Here is a 25684-nt window from a genome sequence, read left to right as displayed (position 1 = left end):
GGGGAATGTATTATGGCATCGGTTCGCACGAAGTCGCCTGACGGGAAATTGCGCGAATCTATGGGAGATCGCTTGTTTCTAGGAGGTATATATGCTTTTTTGGTGATCGTTTTAATCATCGTACTGTTTCCTTTGATGAATATCGTTAGTTCTTCTTTCAGCTCCCCGCAAGCGGTGATTTCGGGACGGGTTTTCTTGTTTCCGGTCGAGTTCTCTCTGGAAGGGTACAAAGCGGTTTTTCGAAATGGGGATATCATTACCGGTTTTCTGAATTCCCTTTTCTATACATGTGTGGGAACGACTCTGAACGTCGTTTTGACTATTATGATTGGTTATCCGCTGTCCCGTCGCACGCTTGCTGGCCGTGGATTCGTTATGGGGCTGCTCATGGTTACGATGCTGTTTGACGGAGGGCTTATTCCTTATTATTTGGTTGTGAAGGACCTGCAACTGCTGGACACTAGATGGGCGCTCATTTTACCGACGGCTCTCGCCGTTTTTCAAGTGATTGTGGCGAGGACGTTTTTTCAATCTACAATACCCGAGGAACTCAACGAGGCGGCGGAACTGGACGGAAGCAGCGATTGGCGTTTTATCTTCAGCATTGTGTTGCCGCTGTCGAAGCCGATTATCGCCGTAATGACGCTGATGTACGCCGTGGGTCATTGGAATGCCTATTTTGACGCAATGATCTTTTTGAAAGACAAGTCGTTGTTCCCCCTGCAGATTGTTCTTCGGAACATTCTGATCACCAATACAATAGATCCTGCAATGCTTTCCAACGTGGATATGCTGACTGCACAATCAGGGCTGAAGGATCAGCTCAAGTACGCGCTGATTGTGGTGGCGAGCGTTCCGGTATTGCTGATCTATCCGTTTGTCCAGAAGCATTTCGTAAAGGGAGTCATGATCGGTTCGCTGAAGGGGTGACCCTTGCGGGGCAGTGAACGAACGCTTGCGCGGAAAGGGGGAATGTCGAGAGGTCCGGCTGCCGATTGGGGCGTCCGACCTGCCGGTGTGGACAGAGGACAGTTATATGATCCATCGCAAGAAACTCCATAATGTGTAAGGAGGAGAAAAAAATGAAAAAACGATTATCCCAGAGCTTGCTGTTATTTGTTGCGTTGACGTTGATCTTGTCAGCTTGCTCCGGCGGAAAGAACGCGGCGGACAAAGGTGGAGCCGAGGATAGTGCCGGAGTGACCATTAACCCGGTAGGCGAGCTTCCCATCGTGAATGAGAAAATGACGCTTAAAATGTTTGCGCCGCAAAAACCGACGATTGAAAATATGGAAACGAATCTTTACACCCAATGGCTGGAGGAGAAAACAAACATTCATATTGATTGGGATCTTGCAGCCGAAGATGCGCTGAATGAGCGTAAGCAACTGATGTTGGCCAGCGGAGATTATCCCGAAGTGATCCTGCACGGCAATCTATCTAAAGACGAACAGATGCGGTACGGGGCCCAGGGCGTGTTCCTGCCGCTCAACGATTTGATCGATCAATATGCGCCAAACGTTAAAGCGGCTATGGAGAGTATTGATTATTTGAAACCCTCGATGACAGCGCCGGATGGCAACATTTATTCCATTCCAATGGTAAATGAGTGTTTCCATTGTACTTATCCGCAGAAGTACTGGATCAACAAGGCCTGGCTCGATAAGTTGGGACTGGATGTGCCGACAACGACGGATGAGCTTTATACCGTGCTGAAGGCGTTTAAGGAGCAGGACCCGAACGGGAACGGCAAAGCCGATGAAATTCCGTTAACGGGTACGGTTAAATCCGCTATCGACAAAGGGAATTTTGACGGATATTTGATGAATGCCTTCATCTACAATGATGCCGATACTTACCTGACGGTGGATAACGGTACCGTAGATTTCGCCGCCAACCAAGAAGCGTGGAAAGAGGGATTGTTGTATATGAAGAAGCTCTACGCGGAAGGGCTGATCGACCAGGGGGCGTTTACGCAAAATGAAGATGCCGTCAACCAGTTGGCCAACCGTGAGCCCGACAATATTATGGGTTCCATTACAACGATGCTGATCAGCTTCGCATTATCTCCGGATGACGCCCACCCTCGACACAAGGATTATGTTGCCGTGCCTCCGTTGAAAGGGCCGAATGGGGTGCAGCAGGCCGGAGTTGTCAACGGGATCGCCAATGGACAATTTGCACTTACAAATAAGGCGACGAAGGAACAGCAAATTGCCGCGATGCGCCTTGTTGACTTTCTGTTCACGGAAGAATCCATTCTGCTGCAAGAGAAAGGACCCGAAGGAGAGCGCTGGCGTAAAGCCGAATCCGGCGAGCTCGATTTTAACGGTCAACAGTCAAAATACACCGATGTTCCATTTACTTACACCAATACGCATAACATCTCCTGGGAGCAGATCGGTCCTTCCCTGAGAACGAAGGAATACTTGGCTTCATGGACGGCGCCGCAAGACCCGCTGGTTCAAGGCGGATACGGCATTCGTCTGTATAAAGAAACGAAGGAAAAATATGAGCCGTACGCGACAACTTCCGCTTATCCGCAGGGGACTTTCATCGCTGCGGAGGATTCCGACGAAGCGGCGCAGTTGAAGACGACGATTTCCGATTACGTAAATTCGAACATGGCCCAATTCATTACGGGCAGCAAAGATATTGAAAAGGATTGGGACAGTTACGTCAGCGGATTTGAGGGTCTGCAGTTGAAACGGTATATCGAAATATATCAGAAGGCCCTGGACCGGTAGTTTCTCGGCTGGGACGATCTGAACCTATGGTTAAGGCCCTTGCGCCGTCAGTTGCCCGGTGCGAGGGCCATTTTTATGGGTGAAGAAATCTGCTGTTACAGATGGATCTTTTGAGGGGTGAAAAGTATCATGACATACAAAGATGCAGGGCTCTCATGCGATAACAGGGCTCGATTGCTCTTATCGGAGATGGATCTTGATGAGAAGATCGGTCAGTTGCGTCAGCTTTTCGGCTGGAAGGCGGTGGAGCGAAAGGACGGTAAACCGGCGCCGACCGAGCAGTTCCAGGAAACGCTGTTGAAAGGCGGAATCGGCTCTCTTTACGGGACGTTGCGCGCTGATCCCTGGTCGGGCATTACGCTGCAGACGGGCTTTTCTCCGCGCGAAGGCGCCGAAGCGATCAATCTGCTGCAGCGTATGGCCGTAGAAGGCACCCGCCTGGGAATTCCGATTCTCTTCGGCGAGGAATGCTCGCACGGCCATATGGCGATCGGAGCGACCGTATTCCCGGTGCCGCTCTCCATCGGCAGCAGTTGGAACCCGGCGTTACTGGAGGAGATAGGACAAGCCATCGCGCTCGAAACGCGCGCTCAAGGCGGGGCGGTCACCTACTCGCCCGTGCTGGACGTCGTGAGGGATCCGCGCTGGGGAAGAACGGAGGAATGCTTCGGCGAGGATCCGTATCTCGTCGGAAGAATGGGCGAGGCTGTAGTCCGAGGGATGCAGGGACGGCGGCTGGATTCTCCGAACAGCATCGGGGTTACCTTGAAGCACTATGCCGCTTACGGGAGCAGCGAAGGGGGACGTAACGGAGCGCCGGTCCATATCGGGCTGCGCGAGCTTCATGAGATTGATTTATTCCCGTTTCGGCAAGCGGTTCGGGCTGGAGCCTTATCGGTTATGCCGGCTTATAACGAAATCGATGGTATCCCTTGCACCGCGAACCGTTATCTATTGGAAGAAGTATTGCGTCGGCAATGGGGATTTGACGGCTTCGTCATTACGGACTGCGGCGCAATCGATATGCTTGCGGAAGGGCACAACATCGCCGCTTCCGGGGAGGAAGCGGTCGCAATGGCCTTGAAAGCAGGAGTAGACATGGAAATGTCGGGTTATATGTACGGAACAAGCTTGCGTAAAGCAATCGAGCGGGGCAAGGTGAGTATGGAGGAACTGGATCAAGCGGTGATAAGGGTGCTAGAGGCCAAATTTCGCTTGGGATTGTTTGAGCAGCCCTATGCCGACCCCGTACGAGCGGAAGTCTTCATAAACAATGCGAATCATCGGGAATTGGCTAAAGAAGCGGCCATACAGGGAACGGTGTTGCTCAAAAACGAGGGGGGAATACTCCCGCTTCAGCGCAACAGTATCCAAAGGATCGCCGTGATCGGACCGAATGCCGACTCCCCCTACAATCAGCTTGGCGACTATACCTCGCCGCAGCCGCCGGGAAAGAGCGTAACGGTGTTGGAGGGGATCCGGACCAAACTTGCGGGCTTGGGGACCGAGGTGTTATTTTCCCCGGGTTGTCGCATTCGCGACGCGTCAACGGCCGGTTTTTCCGCAGCCGTTGAGGCTGCCGCCAGCGCTGACGCGGTTGTGCTCGTATTAGGCGGATCCAGCGCTCGGGATTTCGGAGAGGGAACCGTGGATCAACGTACCGGGGCGTCGCTTGCCCGCGAGGGGCAAATCAGCGATATGGATTGCGGTGAAGGAATTGACCGCGCGGATCTTGGACTGTCCGGCGTCCAGCTTGCTCTGGCGCAGGAAATCGGCCGTGTGGGCAAACCGTTGATCGTCGTTTATATTAACGGACGTCCGATCATTGAGCCGTGGGTCGACGAGAACGCGGCGGCCATTCTTGAAGTCTGGTACCCCGGACAGGAAGGAGGTCATGCGATTGCCGACATTTTGTTCGGGGACGCTAATCCTTCCGGACGTTTGAGCTTATCCCTGCCGAAGCATGCGGGCCAGGTTCCGTTGCTTTACAACGGCAAACGAACCCGAGGACGCCGCTATTTGGAGGTGGATACTCAACCGCGCTATCCGTTTGGATACGGTCTTTGTTATACAACGTTTGATTACGGAAAGCTGTGCTTGTCCCGCCGGACGATTGGCAGTAACGAGAGTACCGAGATCTCCGTTATAGTGACGAATAGCGGAGCCCGGGCAGGCTACGAGGTGGTCCAATTGTACGTGTCCGATTTGGTCAGTTCGTTTACCCGGGCGGAGAAAGAGTTGAAAGACTTTCGGAAGATTTACTTGGAGCCGGGCGAATCGGCCGAGGTGACCTTTTGCGTCGGCTTTGAGGAATTGTCCCTATTGGGGGCCGATTTGCGTAAGCTCGTCGAGCCGGGAGAGTTTCGGATCACCATAGGGCCGAATGCGGCAGAAGGCCTGCAGGCACTGCTCACAGTAGAAGGCGAATGGAGGGAATAATGTGATGTTCAAACAAAGAGACGGAAACGATGGTGTTGTCATTTTTTACGACAGGAACTTTCCTTACTCGGGAATTCGTCCCGATTCTCTCTCGGAGAAGGAGTTATCCTTGAAAGGCCGGGTGTGCACCGCAGAACAGTTACCGGCTGCGCTGAAAGACGCAAAGGTACTGATTCATCTTCACGGAAGCTATTTTCCCAAATCGGCCTGGCCGTCAATCCTGTCTTTTTTGGAAAAAGGCGGGGGCTTGTTGCACTTGGGCGGAGCGACCTTTCGGTTACCTGTATATCATAACGGGGCCGGTTGGACTGTGGAATCGGAGCAGACCGCGTACCACCAGCGGTTGAATATTCACGAGCAATTACCCGTTGATGCTCGGCGGGTAGAACGCTTTGTCTGTTCCGCCGATATTCCGCTGTTCGACGGGGCGCAAGAACTGTTTGCCATTCAGGATACCGTAGGCTTCGTTCTTCATCCAACCAAGTCCGACGATCAACCCGGCCAAGGCGGCAGCGCCGGACCGATGGATGCCCATATCTATCCGCTGCTTAAGGGAGTGATGGCGAACGGGCGCGAGATTGCCGCTCCCGCAGTTTTGATTGAACATACGAAAGGTTGCTTTGCGGGGGGGAGGTGGATTTTCGTCAATCTGGAACTGCGGGAGGAGTTTTGGAAGAGTGGCGGCATCGACGCTCTGGTCCGGTGGAGCGCGTTCTGCGGACGGGGAGTTACCGAAATGTGGCTGAAACCGAATTACGCAAGTTATTATTCCGGGGAACGACCGATTTTGAACCTTCAGCTTCAAGCCTTGGCGAGGACCGGAGAGTTCGTAGAGAACAAGAGGCATTGGCAATTCTCCCTGCGAGTATATAAGGAAGAGAACGAACGGTGCAGCCCGATTTGGACCGGAGAAATTTCCGCCTGCGCTTCGACAGAGTGGGCGGCGGAACGGATCGCCGTCGAGGTGGAGTTAACCCCCGGCTTCTACACGGTTGAATGCAAAGCGGAGGCTTCCGATGGAGAAATCCGTTTCCTTCGTCAGGGGTTTTGGGGATATGACCGCGAGTTGTTGACCTCCGGCTCACACTTGAGCCGCGACCGTGACTATTTCAGTCGTGACGGGCAGCCGTTTCCCGTGGTGGGCATGACGTATATGGCGTCGGACGTGGCGAGAAAGTTTCTGTTTTTGCCGAATGCCTCAGTATGGGATAGGGATATGAAACAGATCCGCTCGGCGGGAATTAATCTGATCCGCACCGGGATTTGGACCGCCTGGCGCCACATCATGTACGCGGACGGACACCCTAGCGAGGAAGCGCTGCGGGCGATCGATGCTTTCGTGCAAACCGCCAAACGGCATGACCTGGAAGTGGTGTTCACCTTCTTCACCTTCACGCCTGAAATGTGGGAGGGGGTCAATCCCTATCTCGACCCGCGCAGCGTAGAAGCGCAGAAACGGTTTGTTGCCGCGATCGTCTCGCGGCATAAATTATCGACGAATGTACATTGGGATTTGATCAACGAACCATCGTTGTTTAATCCCCACGATATTTTTAACGGCCCGCAGCCGGTCGGCGACGAATGGGAGCGCCGGGAATACGCAAAATGGCTGGAGAAACGCCATGGCGGCGACATTCGGCTTTTGCAAGAACGATGGAATATGACGCCGGACGATTTGCCGGATTTCTCCGCGGCGCGTCCGCCTCGCGCCGGCGACATTTCGTTCAGCACCACCGGCGTACAGCCGTTGCGGAATGCTGTGCTGCTCGATTTCACGCTGTTCAGTATGGATATGCACAACCGCTGGATCGGAGAGCTGACGGACACCATCCGCGTGTTTTCGGATAAGCAATTGATTACGGTCGGCCAGGACGAAGGATTGGCCAGCCAGCGCCCAACGCCATTCTTCTATGAAAGCGCAGTGGATTATACCTCAGTGCATTCCTGGTGGCAAAACGATGATCTTGTTTGGGACGGAGTATTCACAAAAACGCCGGATAAACCGAACTTGATCCAAGAGACGGGCATTATGTATGTGGAGACGCCGGAGGGGAAAGCGAAGCGTTCGGAGGAGGAGCTTAGATCCATCTTGGAGCGGAAATACGCCTATGCGTTCGCTACGGGAGGGGCTGGCGCAGTTCAATGGATCTGGAATATAAATTTCTACATGAACAATGTTAACGAGTCGAATATCGGGGCGGTGCGTGCCGATGGCACGGAGAAGCCGGAAGCGGATGTGTCTTATCATTTTGGCCGCTTCATCGGGGAAATCTCGGGGTTATTTCATGAACGGGAACCGGAAGAAACTGTCGTTGTATACCCTTATTCGAATGATTTCTCCAGCCGGAAACTCGCCATGGACGCTACGACTCAGTTAGCACGGGTCATGTCGTATGAGATAAAACAGCCCTTCCGGGCGCTGTCGGAATATCAGCTTGATACATTGGAGAAGTTCCCGCCGAAGTTGATTATGGTTCCGAGCCCGCATAATTTCAACGGGGAAGCGCTCAGCCGGCTGGTGACGTATGCTGAGCGGTCGGGCTGCACCTTGTTGTTCACTGGCCCGATCGGGATCGACGAGTATTGGAAGCCTACGGACCGAATGGCCGAAATGTTGGGGGAGGAAGAGCTTGTCAATGTTTGTAGGGAAGAGGGGCTGCTGTTGGAAAACGAGCATTTTCCCGTAAGTTTTCCGAAACAGCGGATCGCGGAGGTGTTTAAACAGACATCGTCTTGGAAGAAAGATGGCCCTGTTTGTGTTCGTACGATCCCGTTGGGCGCGGGGAACATGATTTATTGTCCGCTCCCCCTGGAATTGAACAGCCGGACGGAGCCGCTGGTCGCGCTTTATCGCCTGGCGCTGAATGAAGCGGGGGTGCGTCCGGAACTGGAATGGTTGAAAGGGGGAGAGCTTAGCGGCGTTTATGGGCGTAAGCTTTCGTTCCCGTTGGGGATCCTATACATTTTCGTATCTGAATACGCGGTTGATGCAGAGATTCAAATCAGGGATACGTCGAACGGAATCGGTTATGCGTTCCGTCTTGAGGCAGAGCGAACCGTTATGTTCGCTTCAGATCTCGACGGCCGGTTGCTTGCGGTTTATCGACCGGAAGAAACGGAAGTCAAGATTTGTGACAACGGATCTGCGGTTGATTAAAAAAACACCCGTAGCGATCGTCCACTTATAAAAGATCAATCATCTGCCTGAAGTGATTTTGGAGAGGTTGCTCTAACCAGATTGCTTCTAAATGGTACGGTGATCTGTACCTGGAATACCACCGCGGAACTTATACATCCCAGGCGAGGAACAAAAAGATGAACCGCAAGATGGAGTTGTTATACCGGGAGGCGGAGATCTGGAGCAGCTTGGCGGCTTGCCTGAATGTAGAATCTGCGGCTGATCGGGATTGCCTTCCGGCTTTGGAGCAAGGCTGGAAGCTGCTTTTACTAAATCAATTCCATGATATCATTCCCGGCTCATCCATCCCTGAGGTGTATGAGACATCTTCTAAAGAGTATGCGGAGGTGTCTCAAATTGGCCATTCGGTATTGAAAAGTGGGCTCGATCGCGTAAAATCGGCCATTCGGATCGAGGGGGAGGGCATTCCCTATATTGTATTCAACAGCCTTGGCTGGAAACGAAATGCCGTGATTAAGCTGCCGCTGGAAGCGGGAACAGAAGGAAGGGGGTTCGACGGACAAGGGAGACTTTTGAAATCACAGCTCATAGAGACGGAGAATGGCCCCTGCCTTTTGGTAGAACTACCTGAGATTCCGGCCTTCGGTTATACTACGGTATGGCTGCGTACAAAGCGATCAAATATGAAGGGAAATCAAATGGATGCAGGGCAGCGTGATCCCGCTCAATGTTTACAATGGGAGACGGATAAATATGTAATGGAGTTTAACGAACGCGGAGAGATCACTCGCTGGCTGGATAAGGAAGAGAACCGTGAACTGTTGAAAGCCGGAACGGTCGCCAACGAGTTTCAGTTTTTCCATGACCGGCCTGTGGAATGGGATGCATGGGACGTGGACAGTCGGTATGCCCAGCAATCTGCCGGAACGGCGAAGTTGGAATCCTTCGAGGTTATTGAACGAGGATGTGTCAGAGACGTGCTGCGTTTGCGCTGGTCTTGGAGCCGGTCTACGATCGAACAGGAAATCCTTTTTCATAAAGGTACAAGAAGAGTGGACTTTAAGACTTCTGTGAACTGGCAGGAGGATCACAAATTATGGAAAGTGGCCTTCCCCGTAGATGTGATTGCTACTAAGGCAACGTATGAGATTCCGTTCGGTGCCCTGGAACGCTCCACTACGAATAATACGAGTTGGGATCAGGCTCAGTACGAGGTTTGTGGGCATCGGTGGGCCGACTTATCCGAGGGCGGCTACGGAGTCAGCCTTCTGAACGATTGTAAATACGGATATGACATTAAGGAAGGCATCATGAGACTCTCCTTGCTGCGTTCACCAAAGTGGCCGGATAAGCATGCCGATTTGGGTCTTCACGAGTTTACGTATTCATTTTATCCGCATCGCGGGAATTGGCGGGAGGCGAAGGTCGTACATGCCGCAGCTGAATTAAATCAGCCAGTCGTTGTTGAGCTTGCGAAGGTTCAGCCAGGAGTTCTGCCCAGCGAAGGATCGTTCTTACGCCTGCTTAGCGACCATGTCATCCTGGACACGATGAAGATGGCAGAGGACGGAAAAGGGATTATTTTGCGATTTTACGAATCATCCGGTGCACGTGAGCAGGTTCGCCTGCATTGGAAGTTTCCCGCGGCCAAGGCAATGGTGGTTAATCTATTGGAGGAAGAAATGGAGGAGCCGCTTGTGAATGACGGTGAAGTAGTCCTTGATTTTCATCCTTACGAGATCAAGACCCTAAAGCTGGTTTTCTAAAGCTGGCTGCTTTGAAGAATGCGCGAAAATCGGGGAGCGGCGGCCGGGAACAAACATCGCCGATGACCGAAGATTCATTCTTGACTTCTTCATTTTGAACGCTATAATAGAGCAAGTGGCCCGATTTTCCGAATCGGCAAGCCATTTGGCTATCGGGACGTAGCTCAGCTTGGTAGAGCACCTGGTTTGGGACCAGGGGGTCGCATGTTCGAATCGTGTCGTCCCGATGTATGGAGGCAGTCATCCTTAAACGGATGGCTGCTTTTGTTTAGGCTTTAGCCAGTTGAGTACGCGAAGCGTGCGAAACAAAAAACCACCCGCTATGCGGGTGGAGGGAACGAGGGTTTGACCAACAAGACCATCCCGATAAAATTGAGATGTTCAGGCTCAATGAAAGGAATGGTCTTAGATGGCAAACAAGAACTACAGTCTTGCTCACACAAAGTGGATGTGCAAATACCATATTGTGTTCACCCCGAAGTATAGACGGAAAGAAATCTATAATCAAGTGAGGAAAGACTTGATCGAAATTTTCAAACGTCTATGTAAGTATAAAGGCGTGGAGATTCTAGAAGGTCATATGATGCCGGATCATGTACACATGTTGGTAGCCATTCCACCAAAGATATCCGTGTCATCTTTCATGGGATATCTGAAGGGAAAAAGTTCCCTCATGATCTTTGAGAAACATGCCCAATTAAAGTATAAATACGGGAACCGAAAATTTTGGGCGGAGGGATATTATGTGAGTACAGTGGGACTGAATGAAGCTACCGTAGCAAAGTATATTCGTGAACAAGAAGTACACGACCAGGCGATGGATAAGCTGAGTGTAAAAGAATATGAAGATCCGTTCAGCAGTAACGGTGGCAAGAAGAAGTAAACCAGTTTAACTGGTAAGTGAAGGTGACAAAATACACTGAGCCTGAACAATTTTATTGTCAGGCTAGCGTCTTTAGGCGCAGTTTGGCAACAGGGGGTTATACCCCAAGAGCAAACCACCCGTTGGACGGGTGGTTATGATTGTTGATGCGGTCATTTCGGGGGCTTGCCGTCTTCCAAAATTGAATAAAGGTTCCCGCTGTCGGCCACAATAGAGACAAAAGTCCGATAGAAGGGGATAACCGTGAATATCTTCCAAATCAAAAAACACTTAAAAAAACGATGGAGAAGATGGAGACGCGCCATATGGACCGCCAGCGCCTTTTGCTTAATCGCGGTTATGGCCTGGATGGGGTTGCCATTGTCCGAGCAAATGGAAAAGCTGATGGCCCGCGAACCGTTGGCGATCGAAACTTTGGGCCAGTGGCGGGAAGCCGCCCCCGAGGCCGAAGAAGAATGGCTGTTGGACCTGGAAAAGGATAAATCGCGAATCGTCCATCTGACAAAAATATATACCTGCGGCGAAGAAAGCAGCATACTTGGCATTATGACGCCGGAGGAGATCGCAGCGCTCCTAAAGGACCATCCTGCATGGGAAGGAAGACTGGGCGCAGGGGGAGACGTTTGGATCGAGGAAAAAATAGACGGCCTGTCCGACACCTGCAAAACAAGCGGTTATATCGGCTTGGACAAGGATGGGAATTTGACATTATTCGACGGTCCGCCGAAAAAGGAAAAGGTGATCCGCACTTTTTTTCAGATGGATGTGGAGATGATGGAGAGTGCGTTGCCGGCGGAAGTGATTCAACAATTGCAGCAAGGGATCCGCATTCAGGATGAAGAAGAGTACAACAGTGTGCTGTCCACCTTCAGCGACTTTGCGATCGAGCCGTCGGAGAGAGTTATGCAGCAAAACGAAGAGCAGTAGAAATGAGCAGTAGCAATGCCGGAAAACGACCAAGGCAGCGCCCCCATCCCGAATCATAGGATGGGAGGCGCTTTTTTACGTCACATTGCACACGGTGTCCTCCAATCCCCAACCCTTCTACAAACTTTTTCCTCAGTGCACGCGATCTTTTGCTATAATAAAGTGAATACATATGTTCGCTTTATGCCGGACGGGGCTCCATCCAAGGTTCATGGGGGAGTTTAAGCAACGATTGGGGAGAGATGAGCCTTGCGTGTACTTGGAATTGACCCCGGCATCGCCATTGTCGGGTTCGGATTTATTGATAAACAGGGCAGCAAAGTGACGCCGGTGCAGTACGGCTGCATTCAAACCGAAGCGCATACGCCGGAGGAAGAGCGGCTGTTGCACGTTTATGAAGCCATGGTTCAACTGATCGACAAATACAAACCGGAAGCGGTGGCGTTCGAGAAGCTGTTTTTTAATCGGAACGTCACGACGGCCATGTCGGTCAGCCAAGCGAGGGGCGTGTTAGTGCTCGCCGCGGCGCAGAAGGGGCTGCCGATTGCGGAATATACCCCGATGCAGGTCAAACAGGCAATCGTAGGTTACGGGAAGGCGGAAAAACGGCAGGTGCAGGAGATGACGCGCATGTTCCTGAAACTTCAGGCGATCCCGAAGCCGGACGATGTGGCGGACGCGTTATCCGTGGCGATCTGTCATGCGCATTCTTGTACTTTAAACTCTAAAATAAACGAGGTATTACGTTCATGATCGATTTTTTGCGGGGCCAGATTGCCCATTTGGAAACGGAGTACGTAGTTGTCGATGTACAAGGAATAGGGTATCGGGTGTTTTGCCCGAACCCTTACGCTTTTGCGGCCAAGGGACAAGAAACGGTGACGATATATACCCATCATCATGTGCGTGAAGATGCGATTTTGCTGTTCGGATTCCCGACCCGGGAGGAGCAGAAGCTGTTTCGCAAACTGATCGAGGTATCCGGCATCGGCCCGCGCGTGGCGCTGGGAATCTTAAGCGGCGGCAGCCCGGACCATGTCGTGGCCGCGATTCATCAGGAGAATATCGCATTCTTGACCAAGCTGCCGGGGATTGGGAAGAAAACCGCGCAGCGGATGATTTTGGACCTCAAGGACAAGCTGGGGGGCGGCGGCACGTTGTTCGACCCGGTGCCCGCAGCCGGTGGCGAAGCATTGCCGGATGGCGGCAACCCGGGTTGGCCGGAGGCGCGTGAGGGATTGAAAGCCCTGGGTTATACCGAAGCGGAGCTGGACAGGGTGTGGCATCGTCTGAAGGACGATGTCGGGCCGGACGAGGCGGTGGATTCCGTTATGAAAAAGGCGCTCAAGCTGCTGTACGCCGGCTAATGATAAGAACAGGAAGGGGGCTTAGCGCATGATGGAGGACCGGATCATTTCCGCGAATCTGATGATGGAGGACCAGGCGGTGGAATTAAGCCTGCGGCCCCGTTATTTGGCGGAATATATCGGACAGAACCAGATCAAGGAAAATTTGAAAATCTACATCGAAGCGGCGAAATTGCGCAAGGAAGCGTTGGATCATGTGCTGTTGTACGGACCGCCGGGACTCGGCAAGACGACGCTGGCCAACATCATCGCCAACGAGCTCGGCGTCAATTTGCGGACGACCTCGGGCCCGGCCATTGAACGGCCGGGCGATTTGGCTGCGCTGCTGACCAACTTGCAGGAGGGCGACGTCTTGTTCATCGACGAGATACATCGGCTGCACCGGACGGTGGAGGAAGTGCTGTATCCGGCTATGGAGGATTTTGCCCTCGATATCATGATCGGCAAGGGGCCGAGCGCCCGGTCCGTTCGATTGGACTTGCCGCCCTTTACGCTGGTCGGCGCCACGACACGGGCAGGACTCCTGTCGGCGCCGCTGCGCGACCGATTCGGGGTCGTCAGCCGCCTCGAATTTTATCATATCGATGAGCTCAGCTTTATTGTGTCGCGGGGCGCGGATATTTTCGGCATCGAAATGGTCGGCGACGCGGCGACGGAAATCGCGCTTCGGTCGCGCGGGACGCCGCGGATCGCCAACCGTCTGCTGAAGCGCGTGCGCGACTACGCTCAAGTGCGCGGCGACGGCATGATTACCACCGAGATCGCCAAAGAAGCGCTGCAACTGTTGCAGGTTGACCCGATGGGGCTGGATCTGATCGACCACAAAATGCTGCGCGCGATGATCACGAGCTTCCGCGGCGGGCCCGTCGGATTGGATACGATCGCCGCAACCATCGGCGAGGAGAGCCAGACGATCGAGGACGTATACGAGCCTTACTTGCTGCAGATCGGATTTTTGCAGCGAACGCCGCGGGGACGGATGGTCACGCCGGCGGCTTATCAGCATTTGGGTCTGCCCATTCCGGAGACGCCTTAAACTTAGTCCGGAAGGCATCATGAAGGAGGAGAAACGGGTTTGAAACGCATGGAACGCACATTTTCGTTAAGCCGATGGGGCAAAGGAATTCTCGCCGGTTTGCTGCTGGCCGGGGCGACTCACCTTCCGGCGGCGGCCGACGAATCGGCTACAACACGCGTCCGCGTGGCTATGTATTTGGATCTGGGCAGCACTTATAAATCGACGACGCCGGCGGTTACGCTGAAAACGGCGGCAGCCGCGGAGGCGAGCTTCGACGCCAATGCGGCGCTGGAACCGTGGCTCCGATGGGGTGCGGGCGAAACCGCAAGATTTAGCGTGAACGGCTATAAGGTCAAAGCGTTGGAGACCGCGGATTGGGCGACGACCGCCGCTGCGGTTAAGAAGCTGCAAGGCACGTCGGACAAGCCGGTGGTTTTCGCCGCTGACCAGGCGAACGGCACATTATACCGCGTTTATACGGGCCCTTACGTCAGCTCGGCGGAGGCGCAGAAAGCGGCGGACCGGGTCAGCCAAACGCTGTCCGCTTCCCTGAAAGGCGGCAAGGCCGAGGCGCGCGGACCCTTGTACGTATCCTCCGGTGCTTTGGCGAGTCTGACGGAGGCGGAGAATCTGAGCCGGACGCTGAACGTACAGCAGGCGGAAGCGGTTGCGGTGATGACCGGACCGCAGCAGTATGCGGTATGGGTCGGCGGCGCGTTAAACGCAGCCGAGCAGTCCGCGCTGCAAACGGGACTGGCCGGACAGCATCCGGGCGTTTCCTGGGCTCCGGTGAACGAGAACGTTCCGGCCCTACTTCTGCACCGTGACGTGACGTTGAGTTTGGATGCACCTGCAGGCGTTGACCATTACGAGCTTAGTGGAGAAGGCGCCAAGTTGACCATCCGGGATGAGGGCAATTCCCCAATCCAGATCGTGGAGCGTTCGGCGCGCAGCTATCGCGGGAATTTTGAGATCAGCAAAGTAAACGGTCAATTGGCGCTCGTCAATGAGCTGCCGATCGAACAATATCTGTATTCCGTCGTCGCCGGCGAAGTCCCGTCGTCTTGGCCGCAGGAGGCCCTGAAGGCACAGGCGGTTGCGGCACGCAGTTATGCCTTGTATAACGCGGGACTGAACAAGTTTCAAGTAGCCGGACTTGTGGATACAACCTTAAGCCAAGTCTACAATGGGACGGAGAAGGAAGTGGCCAGCATCGTCCAAGCCGTTGACGCCACGGCCGGAGAAGTGCTGGTGTCGGCGAACGGACAAATCGTGGAAGGAATCTTCGCGTCCAACAGCGGCGGCGTCACGGCGGATTCGAGCGAGGTTTGGGGGAATGTCAATCCGATCTATTCCAGCGTGCCGAGCGATGGAGACGAATCCGCGCAAGCCTCGTTGAAATCGTGGTATGAGGTTCTGCTGTCCAGCGGGATTACGGGATACGTTCGCGAAGATAACACGGCCTTAAACGGGACGACGCCGGCGGGGTTGCAGAAGCTGACGGTGACGACCAGCAACGTCCTGGTCCGGAGGCTGCCGCTCATCCAATCCGATGTTGAGCCTCTGGCCAAGTTGAATCCGGGCGACCAAGCCATCGTATTGGGCAAAGTGCCCGAATCCAGCTCCTATGCGTGGATTCGCGGACCTTACAGCTCGGAGGAGCTGGTGAAATCCCTGAAGGGTAAAACGTCGACGGAAGCCCCGTCTTCGATATCGAATTTGGAAGTGACCCAACGCGGACCGTCCGGACGGGTGATGCAGGTCAAAGCCAACGGGCAACCGCTCGACGTCAAATATCCGGACTCGTACCGTTCCGCTCTGAACGGTTTGCCCAGCACTTTGTTTGATATCGTTCAAACCGGGCGGTATACTGTACAAGGTGCGGGAGGAACCGCGGGAACGGGGACGGCTTCGTCCGCAACGGCGATTCAGTCGGCATCGGGCAAGACGACAGCCAATGGTCCGCTGGTCGTGATGAGCGGCGACAAGACCGCTCGCGTGGTCGACACGGCGAACCGATTCGTCTTCGTCGGGCGCGGAAACGGCCACGGCCTGGGACTTTCCCAATGGGGAGCCAAAGGAATGGCCGACGCCGGGTATGATTACCGGCAAATCTTGCAACACTACTACCAAAATGTGACTATCGTTAAGGAATGAAGAACCGATGAATGTGGATCTTTACGATTTCGAACTCCCCGAGGAGCTGATCGCCCAAACGCCGCTGGCCGAGCGCAGCGCTTCGCGCCTGCTGACGTTAAACAAGCAAACCGGGGAAATCCGGCATCATACGTTTTCCGATATATTGGATTACTTGCGGCCGGGCGATACGCTGGTGCTGAACGATACGCGGGTCATTCCGGCCCGACTGTTCGGGGTTAAGCAGGATACCGGCGCTAAAGCCGAAGTGCTGCTGCTCAAAAGTTTGGGCGAAGACCGCTGGGAGGCCTTGGTCAAACCCGGCAAGAAGCTGAAAGCCGGCGCGGTGATCGTGTTCGGCGAGGAGCTGCGCGCCGTCGTTGAGGCGGAGGGAGAAATGGGCGGACGCGTCCTCCGGTTCGTATACGCGGGGATATTCAACGAAATTCTGGACCGCCTGGGTCAAATGCCGCTGCCTCCTTACATCAAGGAGAAGCTGGATGACCGCGAACGTTATCAGACGGTATATTCCAAACACGAAGGTTCGGCTGCCGCGCCAACCGCGGGTTTGCATTTTACCGAGGAACTGCTGGAACAGGTGAGGGCCAAAGGGGTAACGACCGCTTTTGTCACGCTGCACGTCGGACTCGGTACGTTTCGGCCGATGTCGGTGGAACGGGTCGAGGATCATGTTATGCACGAAGAGTATTATGTGTTGCCCCAAGAGACGGCCGATATCCTGAATGAAACGAAAGCCAGAGGCGGCAGGGTCGTAGCCGTCGGGACGACCTCGGCGCGGACGCTGGAAACGGTGGCCCGGCAATGCGGGGACGGCCCCATTGTCAAAAGCAGCGGCTGGACAGGCATCTTCATTTATCCCGGTTACCGGTTCGGACTGGTGGATGCGCTCCTCACCAATTTTCATCTGCCGAAATCGACGCTGGTCATGCTGGTCAGCGCGCTGGCGGGCCGAGAGCGGATCCTAAGCGCTTATCGGGAAGCGATCGACCTGAAGTACCGTTTCTTCAGCTTCGGCGACGCCATGTTTATTTACTAAAATAAGTCGTCTTTTGATTACACATTTATTAAGAAGAGGACGGTTGATCAGATTGGCAGCAGCAATAACCTATGAACATATCAAGACCTGCAAGCAATCCGGCGCAAGGCTGGGGCGCGTGCATACGCCGCACGGCTCGTTCGATACGCCGGTGTTCATGCCGGTCGGAACGCAAGCGACCGTGAAAACGATGAGTCCGGAAGAATTGAAGGAGATGGATGCGCGGATCATCTTGAGCAATACGTACCATCTCTTCTTGCGGCCGGGACATGAGATCATTCGCGAGGCGGGCGGACTGCACAAATTCATGAATTGGGACCGGGCGATTCTGACCGATAGCGGCGGGTTTCAGGTGTTTTCGCTTAGCGAGATGCGCAAAATCACGGAAGAAGGCGTACATTTTCGTTCCCATCTCAATGGCGACAAACTGTTCCTTTCCCCGGAAGTGGCCATGGAAATTCAGAACGCGCTGGGTTCGGACATCATGATGGCGTTTGATGAATGCCCGCCGTATCCGGCGGATTACGAATATGTCAAACACTCGCTGGAGCGCACGACCCGATGGGCGGAACGCTGCCTGCAAAGCCACGCCCGTCCCCAGGATCAAGGGTTGTTTGCGATCGTTCAGGGCGGCATGTACGAAGACCTGCGCAAGCAAAGCGCCCGCGATTTGACTTCGCTGGATTTCCCGGGGTATGCTATTGGTGGACTGAGTGTAGGCGAACCTAAGCCGCTGATGTACGAGATGCTGGAACATACCGTTCCCCTGCTGCCGGCCGACAAGCCGCGTTACTTAATGGGAGTCGGTTCGCCGGATGCGCTGATTGAGGGGGCGATTCGCGGCGTCGACATGTTCGATTGCGTGCTTCCGACCCGGATTGCGCGCAACGGCACGACGATGACCAGTCAGGGCCGGCTTGTGGTGCGCAATGCTCAGTATGCCAACGATTTCGGACCGCTGGATCCCGAGTGCGACTGCTATACCTGCCGGAATTACTCCAGGGCGTACCTTCGCCACCTAATCAAAGCCGACGAGACGTTTGGGCTGCGATTAACTACATACCATAATCTGCATTTCCTCATTCATCTGATGGGCAAAGTCCGTCAGGCGATTATGGACGATCGGTTGTTGAGTTTCCGGGATGAGTTTTTTGAGCAGTACGGTCTGTTTGGCAATGACAAAGGATTTTAAGAAATACCGTTAGTTATCTTGGAAAGGGGGATAAGACATGTTCTTTCAGTATGCCGCACAACCGCCGGCGGCCGGCAATTCGCTGGTTACCATGATCATTCCGTTTGTTATCATGATCGCCGTCTTTTACTTTTTACTGATTCGCCCGCAGAAGAAAAAGCAGCAGCAACGCAGCACGATGCTGAATGCGCTTAAGAAAGGCGATAAAATCGTGACGATCGGCGGCCTGCACGGGACGATCATGGAGATGACCGACGACACGGTTGTGATCCGCGTCAATGATGTAACCAAGCTGACGTTTGACCGGAGCGCGATCAGCCATACGATCAAGGAGTCGGAAGGGTAATTTCCGATAAGCAAACCAAGCAAGAGCCTGTATGCTAAGCCTGTATGCTACAGGCTCTTTTTTATGGCATGATTCGGTTTAAGGCTTCCGGGCCGCGAAGAGTTCGCCATACGTTTCCCCCAAGCAAGGCCGATGGTTGAGGCCGAAACGGCCAGCACCAGCCCTCCGAGCATGTCCGTTAACCAGTGGATCCCCAAATAAAATATCGAAAACAAAATGATCGCCGAACAGCATGAAGCCATAATGCCCCAGCGCCGGTTTCCCGAGCGCGTGGCCAAAATGGCCATAGAGACGGAGACCGAGGTGTGCAGGCTGGGAAAACAGTTATTGAGACCGGACAAAGGGCGGTAAACCTTCTCGAAATCCGGAAAGACCTCCAGCATATAAAAAGAGGCGCCCGATGGAGGATACGACCATACCTCGTTTACGGGGAACAGCAAATAAAAAGGAATCGCCACCAGGTAATTCAAGATCACGGTACAACAGGTGGCGTACAGCAAAGGGAGTCGGTCGTCGGAAGCATAAATCCCCAGCGAAGCAAGAATTAAAGCTTGAAAAACGACTAAATAGAAGAAGGCGGCCACTTCGGTGACGGCTGGTGCATGAAACAGGCTTTGAAATGAAGCGACGAAATGTCCCTCGATGCTTAAGATCCACGGCGTGAAATCCATATCGTAGGGAAGTTGATTTTCCAGTAACAGTTCATATTTGTTTAACAGCAAAACTCCGACGGTCAACAGCAGAAGCCACAGCAAATGCCTTGACTTGATCAGTTGCCGAAACAATGAAATAACGGTGTGCCATGGCGAGCGGAGCGTGTTGGCCCAGATTAGGATTAGGACGGAAATACCGGTCAGCCCGGAAATGCCGGACATGGAATGATACATGATACGAGAACGACCTCCTCATGATGATGTCGCTTGGACTAAGTCCAACTTATCATGAATGGAGGCCGCCGTAAAACCCGGTTTACTTGCGAACGAGATTCACTCCGATCATACCGCCTATGGCGCCGATGACAAACCCCGGCAAGATTAAAGCCCATTCCTGAAACCCCAACGACGTATCCATGGCCAAGAAGCTGATCAACAGCAGCAGCAGCACATACAGCGCTCCGGTCAGAGCCCCTTGATACCATCCTTTCTGTTTGGCACGTTTACCGGATACGATTCCTCCGAATAAGACGGCAACGGCATGCACGAGATAGGTGTACACCGTCATTTTAAACTCTTCAAGCATGTCCCCTTGCAGTAATAAGGATAAAATCAACGCGCCAATCATCATCCATAAAAATCCGTACCATAACCCGGCAACGGTGGGCTGGGACAAACGAATCCCGAATATTCGGCGGATCAAATGCATCGTGCTCGGCCTCCTGTCCTCAATGTCTTCGACAGACGTTTTACCACATTTTATGGTCAAGCTTATCCGGATAGACCTGACTTGGCCAAATTGAGCAAGGAAGATTATTGCAAACCTCCCGCATTTTAACCTGCGACCCTTCGCATGGAATGAGGAGGGGGCGGCCAGAATAGCTATACCATGTTTTGCGCGAACTTCTAGCCGGAGGAGGAATTGCCGTGATCGAGCATATGGCAAACCATATCATCCGAACCGTCCTGATGTATTTCTTGGTGTTCGGAGTCATGCGTATTATGGGGAAAAGAGAGATCGGCGAGCTGTCCATCTTCGACCTGGTCATCTCGGTCATGATCGCGGAAATTGCCGTTTTCGCCCTGGAAGATATCAATCGGCCCCTCTATGACGGAATCATTCCCATGCTGACGCTGCTGTTGATTCAAATCGCCATCGCGATGTTGTCGCTTCGTTTCCGCAAGGTGCGGTTGTGGTTTGACGGCGAACCGAGCGTCATTATCCGAAACGGACAGATCAACCGCAAAGAGATGAGGCGACAGCGCTACAATCTGGATGATTTAATGATGCAGCTGCGTTCGCAGAAGATCGACAGCGTCGCCGACGTTGAGTTTGCCGTATTGGAAACAACTGGACAGCTGAGCGTGATTCCCAAAGATAAAACTGAAGGGGAAGGAGGGGCGCATCCCAAAAAAAGGGAGGCCAGCCTCTCCGCCAAAATCAAATTCGAGGCGCTTCCGCTGCCGCTGATCATGGACGGCAAAGTGAACGACGAGAACCTGCAGAAAATCGGGAAAACCCGCTTTTGGCTGAAAAACCAAATCCAAACGAAAGGCTTGTCGGATTTTAAACAGGTGTTCTTCTGCAGCATCGATCATAATGGCAAGCTGTATATCAATGCAATCGATGAAAAATAGGTCGCGCCGGTTATTTCCGAAACCATTTGCCGAAAACGGGGAGCCGCTTCAAATCCTGGAGATTGAACAATCCCATGATGCCGGCAAGAGCCAAATACAGCAAACCGGACAACAGGGATGCCATCAAGAATTGCCATCCCATCTGCGAGCTTACGAAGAGATGCTTATATAAATAGTCGGCGGTGGCGGCCATAATGAGCATCGCAGCCCCTACTTTCAGTATGTCAAGGTAGGGCAACCGGTAGCCGAGAGTTCTGGACACGCTGTACCCATGCATGACGGTAACGACGATGAAGTTGACGATAATGGCGATAATCGCACCGTAGATTCCCAGCTTCGGATTGGAGGCCAGGTAGAAAATCAGCGAGATTTTGATGATGGCCCCGATAAGCGTGTTGACGAGCGCGCGGCCCGGTTTGTCCAAAGCCTGCAGCGTTGCCTGCAGCGGCGTCTGGATATACAGCAGGAGGGCAAACGGAGCCATGATTTTGAGCATTCCGCCGATGGTGCCGTCGTTATAGATCAGCCGGCAAATCGGATCGGCCAGCACGAACATGATCGCGGCGAACGGAGCGCCGGTCACCAGCGCAAGCCGCAAGGATTGATGCAACCGCAGGTGGATTGTTTTGACATCGCCCCGCGCTTGCGCTTCCGCCAAGGAAGGGACCAGCGATACAGCAAGCGACGAAGTTAACGCCCCGGGAAGCAGCAGCAGCGGAATGATCATCCCCTGCAGCGCCCCGTATTGCGATGTGGCCACGGCGACCCCTACGCCGGCGATGGCTAAGCTTCGCGCGGTCGTGATCGATTCCAGCAGATAGGATAGCGAACCGACGAGCCGGCTGCCCGTGACCGGGATGGCAATGCGCAGAATCCGGCGCAGCGTGGCTCCGAACGGATATGCGGCCGCATCGGGTGGAGCGCCGGCACCGGTAGTTGCATCAGGGGAGGCGGTCTGGGCGCCCGGCTTGGAGTGATCCAAGCGCTCCCGCCGCTGCAGGCGGCGGTACTGCCATAGCAGGACGCCCATGCCAACCGCTTCGCCGGCCACGACGCCAAGCATTGCTCCGGCGGCCGCATAGGCGATCCCCATCGGGAGCAGCAGATAAGAGAACCAGAGGACGCCGATAATTCGGGCGACCGTCTCCAATATGGAGGAGATGGCCGAGGGGATCATATCCTGCTTTCCCTGGAAATATCCGCGGTAGACCGAAGATATTGAAACGATGATGATCATCGGGCTCATGGCGATAAATGTATGATAGACGCGCGGATCGGTCAGGACGTACCGGGTTACCCACGGCGCGCCAAACAGGCAGAGAAACGTAAACAGAAAACCGGCTGCCGTCGTAAACACCAGGCTTGTCCGCAAAATCGACGTGGCGCGCTCCGGCTTGCCGGTGGATTCCGCTTCGGCCACCAGTTTCGCCACAGCGAGCGGAATGCCGCCGGTAATGATCGTCACCAGCACGAGAAAAAACGGGTATCCGAGCTGATACAGTCCTACGCCTTCGGACCCGATCACGCGAGGCAGCATGATGCGCGGAATGAAGCCCAGGAGGCGGTTCACGATCCCTGCCACCAGCAGGATCATCGTACCCTGGATAAAGGTTTGTTTATTCAATCGAAACTCCACTCCCCCGGCAGCATTCGATTTCTTCCATCAACCGATGCGAACAGCTGCCTAATAAACTCGTAAGCGAGGCCGTACAACCTCTCTCTTTATGGATATGACAGACCTGTCCCGGTTCATGACTCGTCTTTTTCGCAAGATTCGGAAATGGAAGAACTCTTCTAAGCAGGATTCGGAGATTTAGGGTAGAATGTAATAAGACGGGGTTTCGAAGGGGGCTTGAACGTGGCTGAAGATCAAATGACGGACCAACAACTGAACGAGGCAATCGAGGGCTTGTGTCGCAGCAAGGCCGAAGAGTTCCGGCTTATCGGGTACGAGCATATCACCGGACCCGACATTTGGGAGTGTATCAGCCATAAATACGAGAAGGGCGGAATCCCCCCTTTGTATCAGTTGGTCAATGACATTCTTTCTCTAAAAGTAACCCAGTTTATGAACTATATGACGATGTCCGCTTATCGGGGATCCCGTTTAGATTGAAGGGGATCTTTTTTTTCGTGCCGGTCGTTAATCAAATTGACAATATTAGATAAATTGACTGGTTTTTCGGCCATCGCTATAATAGGAATATTGAGAATTTGAAAGGGGAAAGAAGTACGGGATGAAAAGAATTATCGCATTCATAACCGTCGTGGTTGTCTCGTTTGGGATCATGGCTTGGACAACCCCCGACCTGTTGAACAACGTACGTCTCGGCCTTGATTTGAAAGGCGGCTTTGAGATTCTATATGAAGCCAGTCCGCTTGAGGGCGGAAGCGGGGTTACGCGTGAATCCTTGATCCAAACGGCCAAAAGCTTGGAGGACCGGGCGAACAAGCTGGGGACAAGCGAGCCGGAAGTGACGACGGAAGGCACGAACCGGATTCGCCTGAAGTTGGCTGGCGTGACCGATGAGGCTACGGTGCGCAAGACGATGAAGGAACCAGCTACGCTGACGTTCCGCAGTAAGGACGGCACGGAGAAGAACGCCGACGAATACAACAAAATCGAAATGATCGGCACGGATTTTGCTGCAAACGGAGCCAAGCTGGAGTTCACCCAAATGAACGAACCGGTGGTCAGCATCAAAGTGAACAGCAAAGAGAAATTTGCCGAGGTGACCAAGCGGTTGCTGGGACAACCGTTAGCGATCTATATGAACGACGAGTTGGTCTCCGACCCGGTCGTTCAAGCCGTTCTGACCGACGGAAGCGCACAAATCAGCGTGGGCGGCGACTTGGACAAGGCCAAGGAACTGCGCGACAAGATCAACCTTGGCGCACTCCCGCTTCAATTAACGGAGAAATATTCGCAAAGCATCGGCGCAACGCTGGGTAAGCAATCGCTGGACAAGACGATTGAGGCTGGCCTGATTGGCTCCCTCTTCATTCTGTTGTTCATGATCGGCATGTACCGGGTGCCTGGGTTGATCGCTTCGTTCACGTTAATCGTGCACACCTGGTTGCTCATTCTCGTGTTCGTCTGGGCCGATTTTACCCTGACCCTGCCAGGGATTGCAGCGATTATTCTCGGGATCGGGATGGCGGTTGACGCCAACATTATTACCAATGAACGGATCCATGAGGAAATGCGGTCCGGCAAGAGCATTATGTCCGCCGTTAAAGCAGGGGACAAGCACTCCCTGCGTACCGTGCTGGACTCGCAGATTACGACGATCATCGTTGCGGCCGTGATGTATGCGTATGGTACGGGGGCCGTCAAAGGTTTTGCCTTGGTGCTCATCGTGGAAATCGTACTTAGTATCGCCACGAATATCTATCTCTCCCGTTTCCTGCTGAACCTGCTGCTTAAAGCCGGCAAGCTGTTGAAACCGAAATATTTCGGTGTGAAGGAGCGTGACATTCGTGAGCTTTAATAAGAATCTAGATTACGTACATCTTAGCAAATATTTCTACACTCTATCGATTGTCCTGACCATTGCCGGCATTATCTGTTTGTCGTTCTTCGGCTTGAACTACAGCGTTGACTTCAAAGCGGGATCCAATGTCGATATTACGCTGTCCAAGCCTCTGACGGCGGAACAAGTCAATCCGATTCTGGAGAACCTGGGCATTGATGAAGGGGCGACGATCAGTCCCGGGGAAGACCGGATGAATATCCGGTTTACGAAAGTCTTAAATGAAGATAGTGATGCGAAACTGAAAGCGGAAATTTCGAAACTGGACGAGAAGGCTTCGTTTGAAGTGAATACCGTGGATCCGGAAATGGCCAAGGAGTTGGCGCGCAATGCGATTTACGCGGTCTTGATCTCCTGTCTCGGGATTATCATCTATGTCAGCATCCGGTTTGAATGGCGGTTTGCTGTAGCCGCGATTGTAGCGTTGCTGCATGATGCCTTTATGGTCATCGCCGTGTTCTCGATCTTCCGGCTTGAGGTGGACTTGACGTTTATCGTAGCTGTATTAACAATTATCGGTTATTCGATTAACGATACGATCGTTATCTTTGACCGGATCCGCGAGAACCTGCGTTTTGCCAAGCAGAAGTCCCGCCAGGATCTGATCAAGCTGGTAAACGAAAGCGTATCGCAAACCATCATGCGTTCCTTATATACCGCATTAACGGTGTTTGTAGCTGCGTTCTTCCTCTTCCTGCTGGGCGGGGAGTCGATCCGGATGTTCTCGCTTGCGATGGTGATCGGGCTGTTGTTTGGGGCATATTCCTCCATCTTTATCGCCAGCCCGCTCTGGTTCGTATTGAAGAGCAAGCAAAAGCGCAAACCGGCCAAAGCTTCCTAAGC

Annotated in this window: 21 protein-coding genes and 1 tRNA gene; 19 read left to right on the top strand and 3 right to left on the bottom strand. The window is 53.5% G+C overall.

What is annotated here, in order from left to right:
- The first annotated feature begins 12 nt into the window (after positions 1 to 12).
- The 15 genes from ACZF99_RS18970 (at position 13) to yajC (ending at position 19017) form a co-directional block, all read left to right on the top strand.
- A complete protein-coding gene (locus tag ACZF99_RS18970; protein WP_483606625.1) occupies positions 13 to 930 on the top strand; it encodes a carbohydrate ABC transporter permease in 918 nt (305 codons plus the stop codon).
- Between the two features lie 152 nt (positions 931 to 1082).
- Positions 1083 to 2747: an ABC transporter substrate-binding protein gene (locus tag ACZF99_RS18965; protein ID WP_483606624.1), complete on the top strand. Its 1665-nt coding sequence runs from the start codon at positions 1083 to 1085 to the stop codon at positions 2745 to 2747.
- A 129-nt stretch (positions 2748 to 2876) separates the two neighbouring features.
- A complete protein-coding gene (locus tag ACZF99_RS18960) occupies positions 2877 to 5186 on the top strand; it encodes a glycoside hydrolase family 3 N-terminal domain-containing protein (protein ID WP_483606623.1) in 2310 nt (769 codons plus the stop codon).
- 4 nt (positions 5187 to 5190) lie between these two features.
- Positions 5191 to 8343, top strand: a complete 3153-nt coding sequence (locus tag ACZF99_RS18955; RefSeq protein WP_483606622.1) for a cellulase family glycosylhydrolase — start codon at positions 5191 to 5193, stop codon at positions 8341 to 8343.
- A 158-nt stretch (positions 8344 to 8501) separates the two neighbouring features.
- On the top strand, positions 8502 to 10091 hold the full coding sequence (locus ACZF99_RS18950; protein WP_483606621.1) for an alpha-mannosidase: 1590 nt from the start codon (positions 8502 to 8504) through the stop codon (positions 10089 to 10091).
- A gap of 153 nt (positions 10092 to 10244) precedes the next feature.
- A tRNA-Pro gene (locus tag ACZF99_RS18945) sits at positions 10245 to 10318 on the top strand.
- 182 nt (positions 10319 to 10500) lie between these two features.
- Positions 10501 to 10974, top strand: coding sequence for an IS200/IS605 family transposase (gene tnpA / locus ACZF99_RS18940; protein ID WP_240268557.1), 474 nt, complete (start codon positions 10501 to 10503; stop codon positions 10972 to 10974).
- Between the two features lie 243 nt (positions 10975 to 11217).
- On the top strand, positions 11218 to 11901 hold the full coding sequence (locus ACZF99_RS18935) for a BofC C-terminal domain-containing protein (RefSeq protein ID WP_483606620.1): 684 nt from the start codon (positions 11218 to 11220) through the stop codon (positions 11899 to 11901).
- A gap of 249 nt (positions 11902 to 12150) precedes the next feature.
- A complete protein-coding gene (gene ruvC, locus ACZF99_RS18930; RefSeq protein ID WP_483606619.1) occupies positions 12151 to 12654 on the top strand; it encodes a crossover junction endodeoxyribonuclease RuvC in 504 nt (167 codons plus the stop codon).
- Entirely contained in the window at positions 12651 to 13268 is a 618-nt protein-coding gene (ruvA, locus tag ACZF99_RS18925; protein ID WP_483606618.1) for a Holliday junction branch migration protein RuvA, read from the top strand. Before ruvC ends, ruvA begins: the two co-directional genes overlap by 4 nt.
- A gap of 31 nt (positions 13269 to 13299) precedes the next feature.
- On the top strand, positions 13300 to 14304 hold the full coding sequence (gene ruvB, locus ACZF99_RS18920) for a Holliday junction branch migration DNA helicase RuvB (RefSeq protein WP_483612845.1): 1005 nt from the start codon (positions 13300 to 13302) through the stop codon (positions 14302 to 14304).
- Between the two features lie 48 nt (positions 14305 to 14352).
- Positions 14353 to 16443, top strand: a complete 2091-nt coding sequence (locus ACZF99_RS18915; protein WP_483612843.1) for a SpoIID/LytB domain-containing protein — start codon at positions 14353 to 14355, stop codon at positions 16441 to 16443.
- 7 nt (positions 16444 to 16450) lie between these two features.
- Positions 16451 to 17479: a tRNA preQ1(34) S-adenosylmethionine ribosyltransferase-isomerase QueA gene (gene queA, locus ACZF99_RS18910; RefSeq protein ID WP_483606617.1), complete on the top strand. Its 1029-nt coding sequence runs from the start codon at positions 16451 to 16453 to the stop codon at positions 17477 to 17479.
- A gap of 52 nt (positions 17480 to 17531) precedes the next feature.
- Entirely contained in the window at positions 17532 to 18671 is a 1140-nt protein-coding gene (gene tgt / locus ACZF99_RS18905; protein WP_483606616.1) for a tRNA guanosine(34) transglycosylase Tgt, read from the top strand.
- 37 nt (positions 18672 to 18708) lie between these two features.
- Positions 18709 to 19017, top strand: a complete 309-nt coding sequence (yajC, locus tag ACZF99_RS18900) for a preprotein translocase subunit YajC (protein WP_483606614.1) — start codon at positions 18709 to 18711, stop codon at positions 19015 to 19017.
- 47 nt (positions 19018 to 19064) lie between these two features.
- Here the strand turns inward: yajC and ACZF99_RS18895 are convergent, their stop codons facing one another.
- Positions 19065 to 19904, bottom strand: coding sequence for a phosphatase PAP2 family protein (locus ACZF99_RS18895; RefSeq protein ID WP_483606613.1), 840 nt, complete (start codon positions 19902 to 19904; stop codon positions 19065 to 19067).
- A gap of 82 nt (positions 19905 to 19986) precedes the next feature.
- On the bottom strand, positions 19987 to 20379 hold the full coding sequence (locus ACZF99_RS18890; RefSeq protein WP_483606612.1) for a TIGR04086 family membrane protein: 393 nt from the start codon (positions 20377 to 20379) through the stop codon (positions 19987 to 19989).
- A 230-nt stretch (positions 20380 to 20609) separates the two neighbouring features.
- Between ACZF99_RS18890 and ACZF99_RS18885 the strand changes: the two genes are divergently transcribed.
- Positions 20610 to 21308 (top strand): DUF421 domain-containing protein, encoded by a 699-nt coding sequence (locus ACZF99_RS18885; RefSeq protein WP_483612841.1) that lies wholly within the window; start codon positions 20610 to 20612, stop codon positions 21306 to 21308.
- Between the two features lie 10 nt (positions 21309 to 21318).
- On the opposite strand, the gene ACZF99_RS18880 is transcribed toward ACZF99_RS18885, so the two are convergent.
- Complete coding sequence (locus ACZF99_RS18880; protein WP_483606611.1) at positions 21319 to 22932, bottom strand: putative polysaccharide biosynthesis protein; 1614 nt, start codon at positions 22930 to 22932, stop codon at positions 21319 to 21321.
- A gap of 249 nt (positions 22933 to 23181) precedes the next feature.
- Between ACZF99_RS18880 and ACZF99_RS18875 the strand changes: the two genes are divergently transcribed.
- The 3 genes from ACZF99_RS18875 (at position 23182) to secF (ending at position 25682) form a co-directional block, all read left to right on the top strand.
- Positions 23182 to 23424, top strand: coding sequence for a post-transcriptional regulator (locus ACZF99_RS18875; protein ID WP_068785339.1), 243 nt, complete (start codon positions 23182 to 23184; stop codon positions 23422 to 23424).
- A 121-nt stretch (positions 23425 to 23545) separates the two neighbouring features.
- A complete protein-coding gene (secD, locus tag ACZF99_RS18870) occupies positions 23546 to 24799 on the top strand; it encodes a protein translocase subunit SecD (RefSeq protein WP_068784619.1) in 1254 nt (417 codons plus the stop codon).
- Positions 24789 to 25682, top strand: coding sequence for a protein translocase subunit SecF (secF, locus tag ACZF99_RS18865; protein WP_483606610.1), 894 nt, complete (start codon positions 24789 to 24791; stop codon positions 25680 to 25682). The genes secD and secF overlap by 11 nt, the downstream gene beginning before the upstream one ends.
- Positions 25683 to 25684: the final 2 nt, after the last annotated feature.

It is taken from the genome of Paenibacillus sp. JL3B1040 (genome assembly GCF_057063165.1).
The sequence above is the reverse complement of the archived record's forward strand: the minus strand, read 5'-3'. Positions and strand labels throughout refer to the sequence as shown.

Coding starts and splice junctions, on each gene's coding strand:
- ACZF99_RS18895 (WP_483606613.1), bottom strand. CDS start 19,904: ATGTATCATTCCATGTCCGGCATTTCCGGGCTGACCGGTATTTCCGTC.
- ACZF99_RS18950 (WP_483606621.1), top strand. CDS start 8,502: ATGAACCGCAAGATGGAGTTGTTATACCGGGAGGCGGAGATCTGGAGC.
- tnpA (WP_240268557.1), top strand. CDS start 10,501: ATGGCAAACAAGAACTACAGTCTTGCTCACACAAAGTGGATGTGCAAA.
- ACZF99_RS18915 (WP_483612843.1), top strand. CDS start 14,353: ATGGAACGCACATTTTCGTTAAGCCGATGGGGCAAAGGAATTCTCGCC.
- ruvB (WP_483612845.1), top strand. CDS start 13,300: ATGGAGGACCGGATCATTTCCGCGAATCTGATGATGGAGGACCAGGCG.
- secD (WP_068784619.1), top strand. CDS start 23,546: ATGAAAAGAATTATCGCATTCATAACCGTCGTGGTTGTCTCGTTTGGG.
- ACZF99_RS18965 (WP_483606624.1), top strand. CDS start 1,083: ATGAAAAAACGATTATCCCAGAGCTTGCTGTTATTTGTTGCGTTGACG.
- ACZF99_RS18970 (WP_483606625.1), top strand. CDS start 13: ATGGCATCGGTTCGCACGAAGTCGCCTGACGGGAAATTGCGCGAATCT.
- ACZF99_RS18885 (WP_483612841.1), top strand. CDS start 20,610: ATGGCAAACCATATCATCCGAACCGTCCTGATGTATTTCTTGGTGTTC.
- ACZF99_RS18955 (WP_483606622.1), top strand. CDS start 5,191: ATGTTCAAACAAAGAGACGGAAACGATGGTGTTGTCATTTTTTACGAC.
- ruvA (WP_483606618.1), top strand. CDS start 12,651: ATGATCGATTTTTTGCGGGGCCAGATTGCCCATTTGGAAACGGAGTAC.
- yajC (WP_483606614.1), top strand. CDS start 18,709: ATGTTCTTTCAGTATGCCGCACAACCGCCGGCGGCCGGCAATTCGCTG.
- ACZF99_RS18875 (WP_068785339.1), top strand. CDS start 23,182: ATGACGGACCAACAACTGAACGAGGCAATCGAGGGCTTGTGTCGCAGC.
- queA (WP_483606617.1), top strand. CDS start 16,451: ATGAATGTGGATCTTTACGATTTCGAACTCCCCGAGGAGCTGATCGCC.
- ACZF99_RS18960 (WP_483606623.1), top strand. CDS start 2,877: ATGACATACAAAGATGCAGGGCTCTCATGCGATAACAGGGCTCGATTG.
- ACZF99_RS18890 (WP_483606612.1), bottom strand. CDS start 20,379: ATGCATTTGATCCGCCGAATATTCGGGATTCGTTTGTCCCAGCCCACC.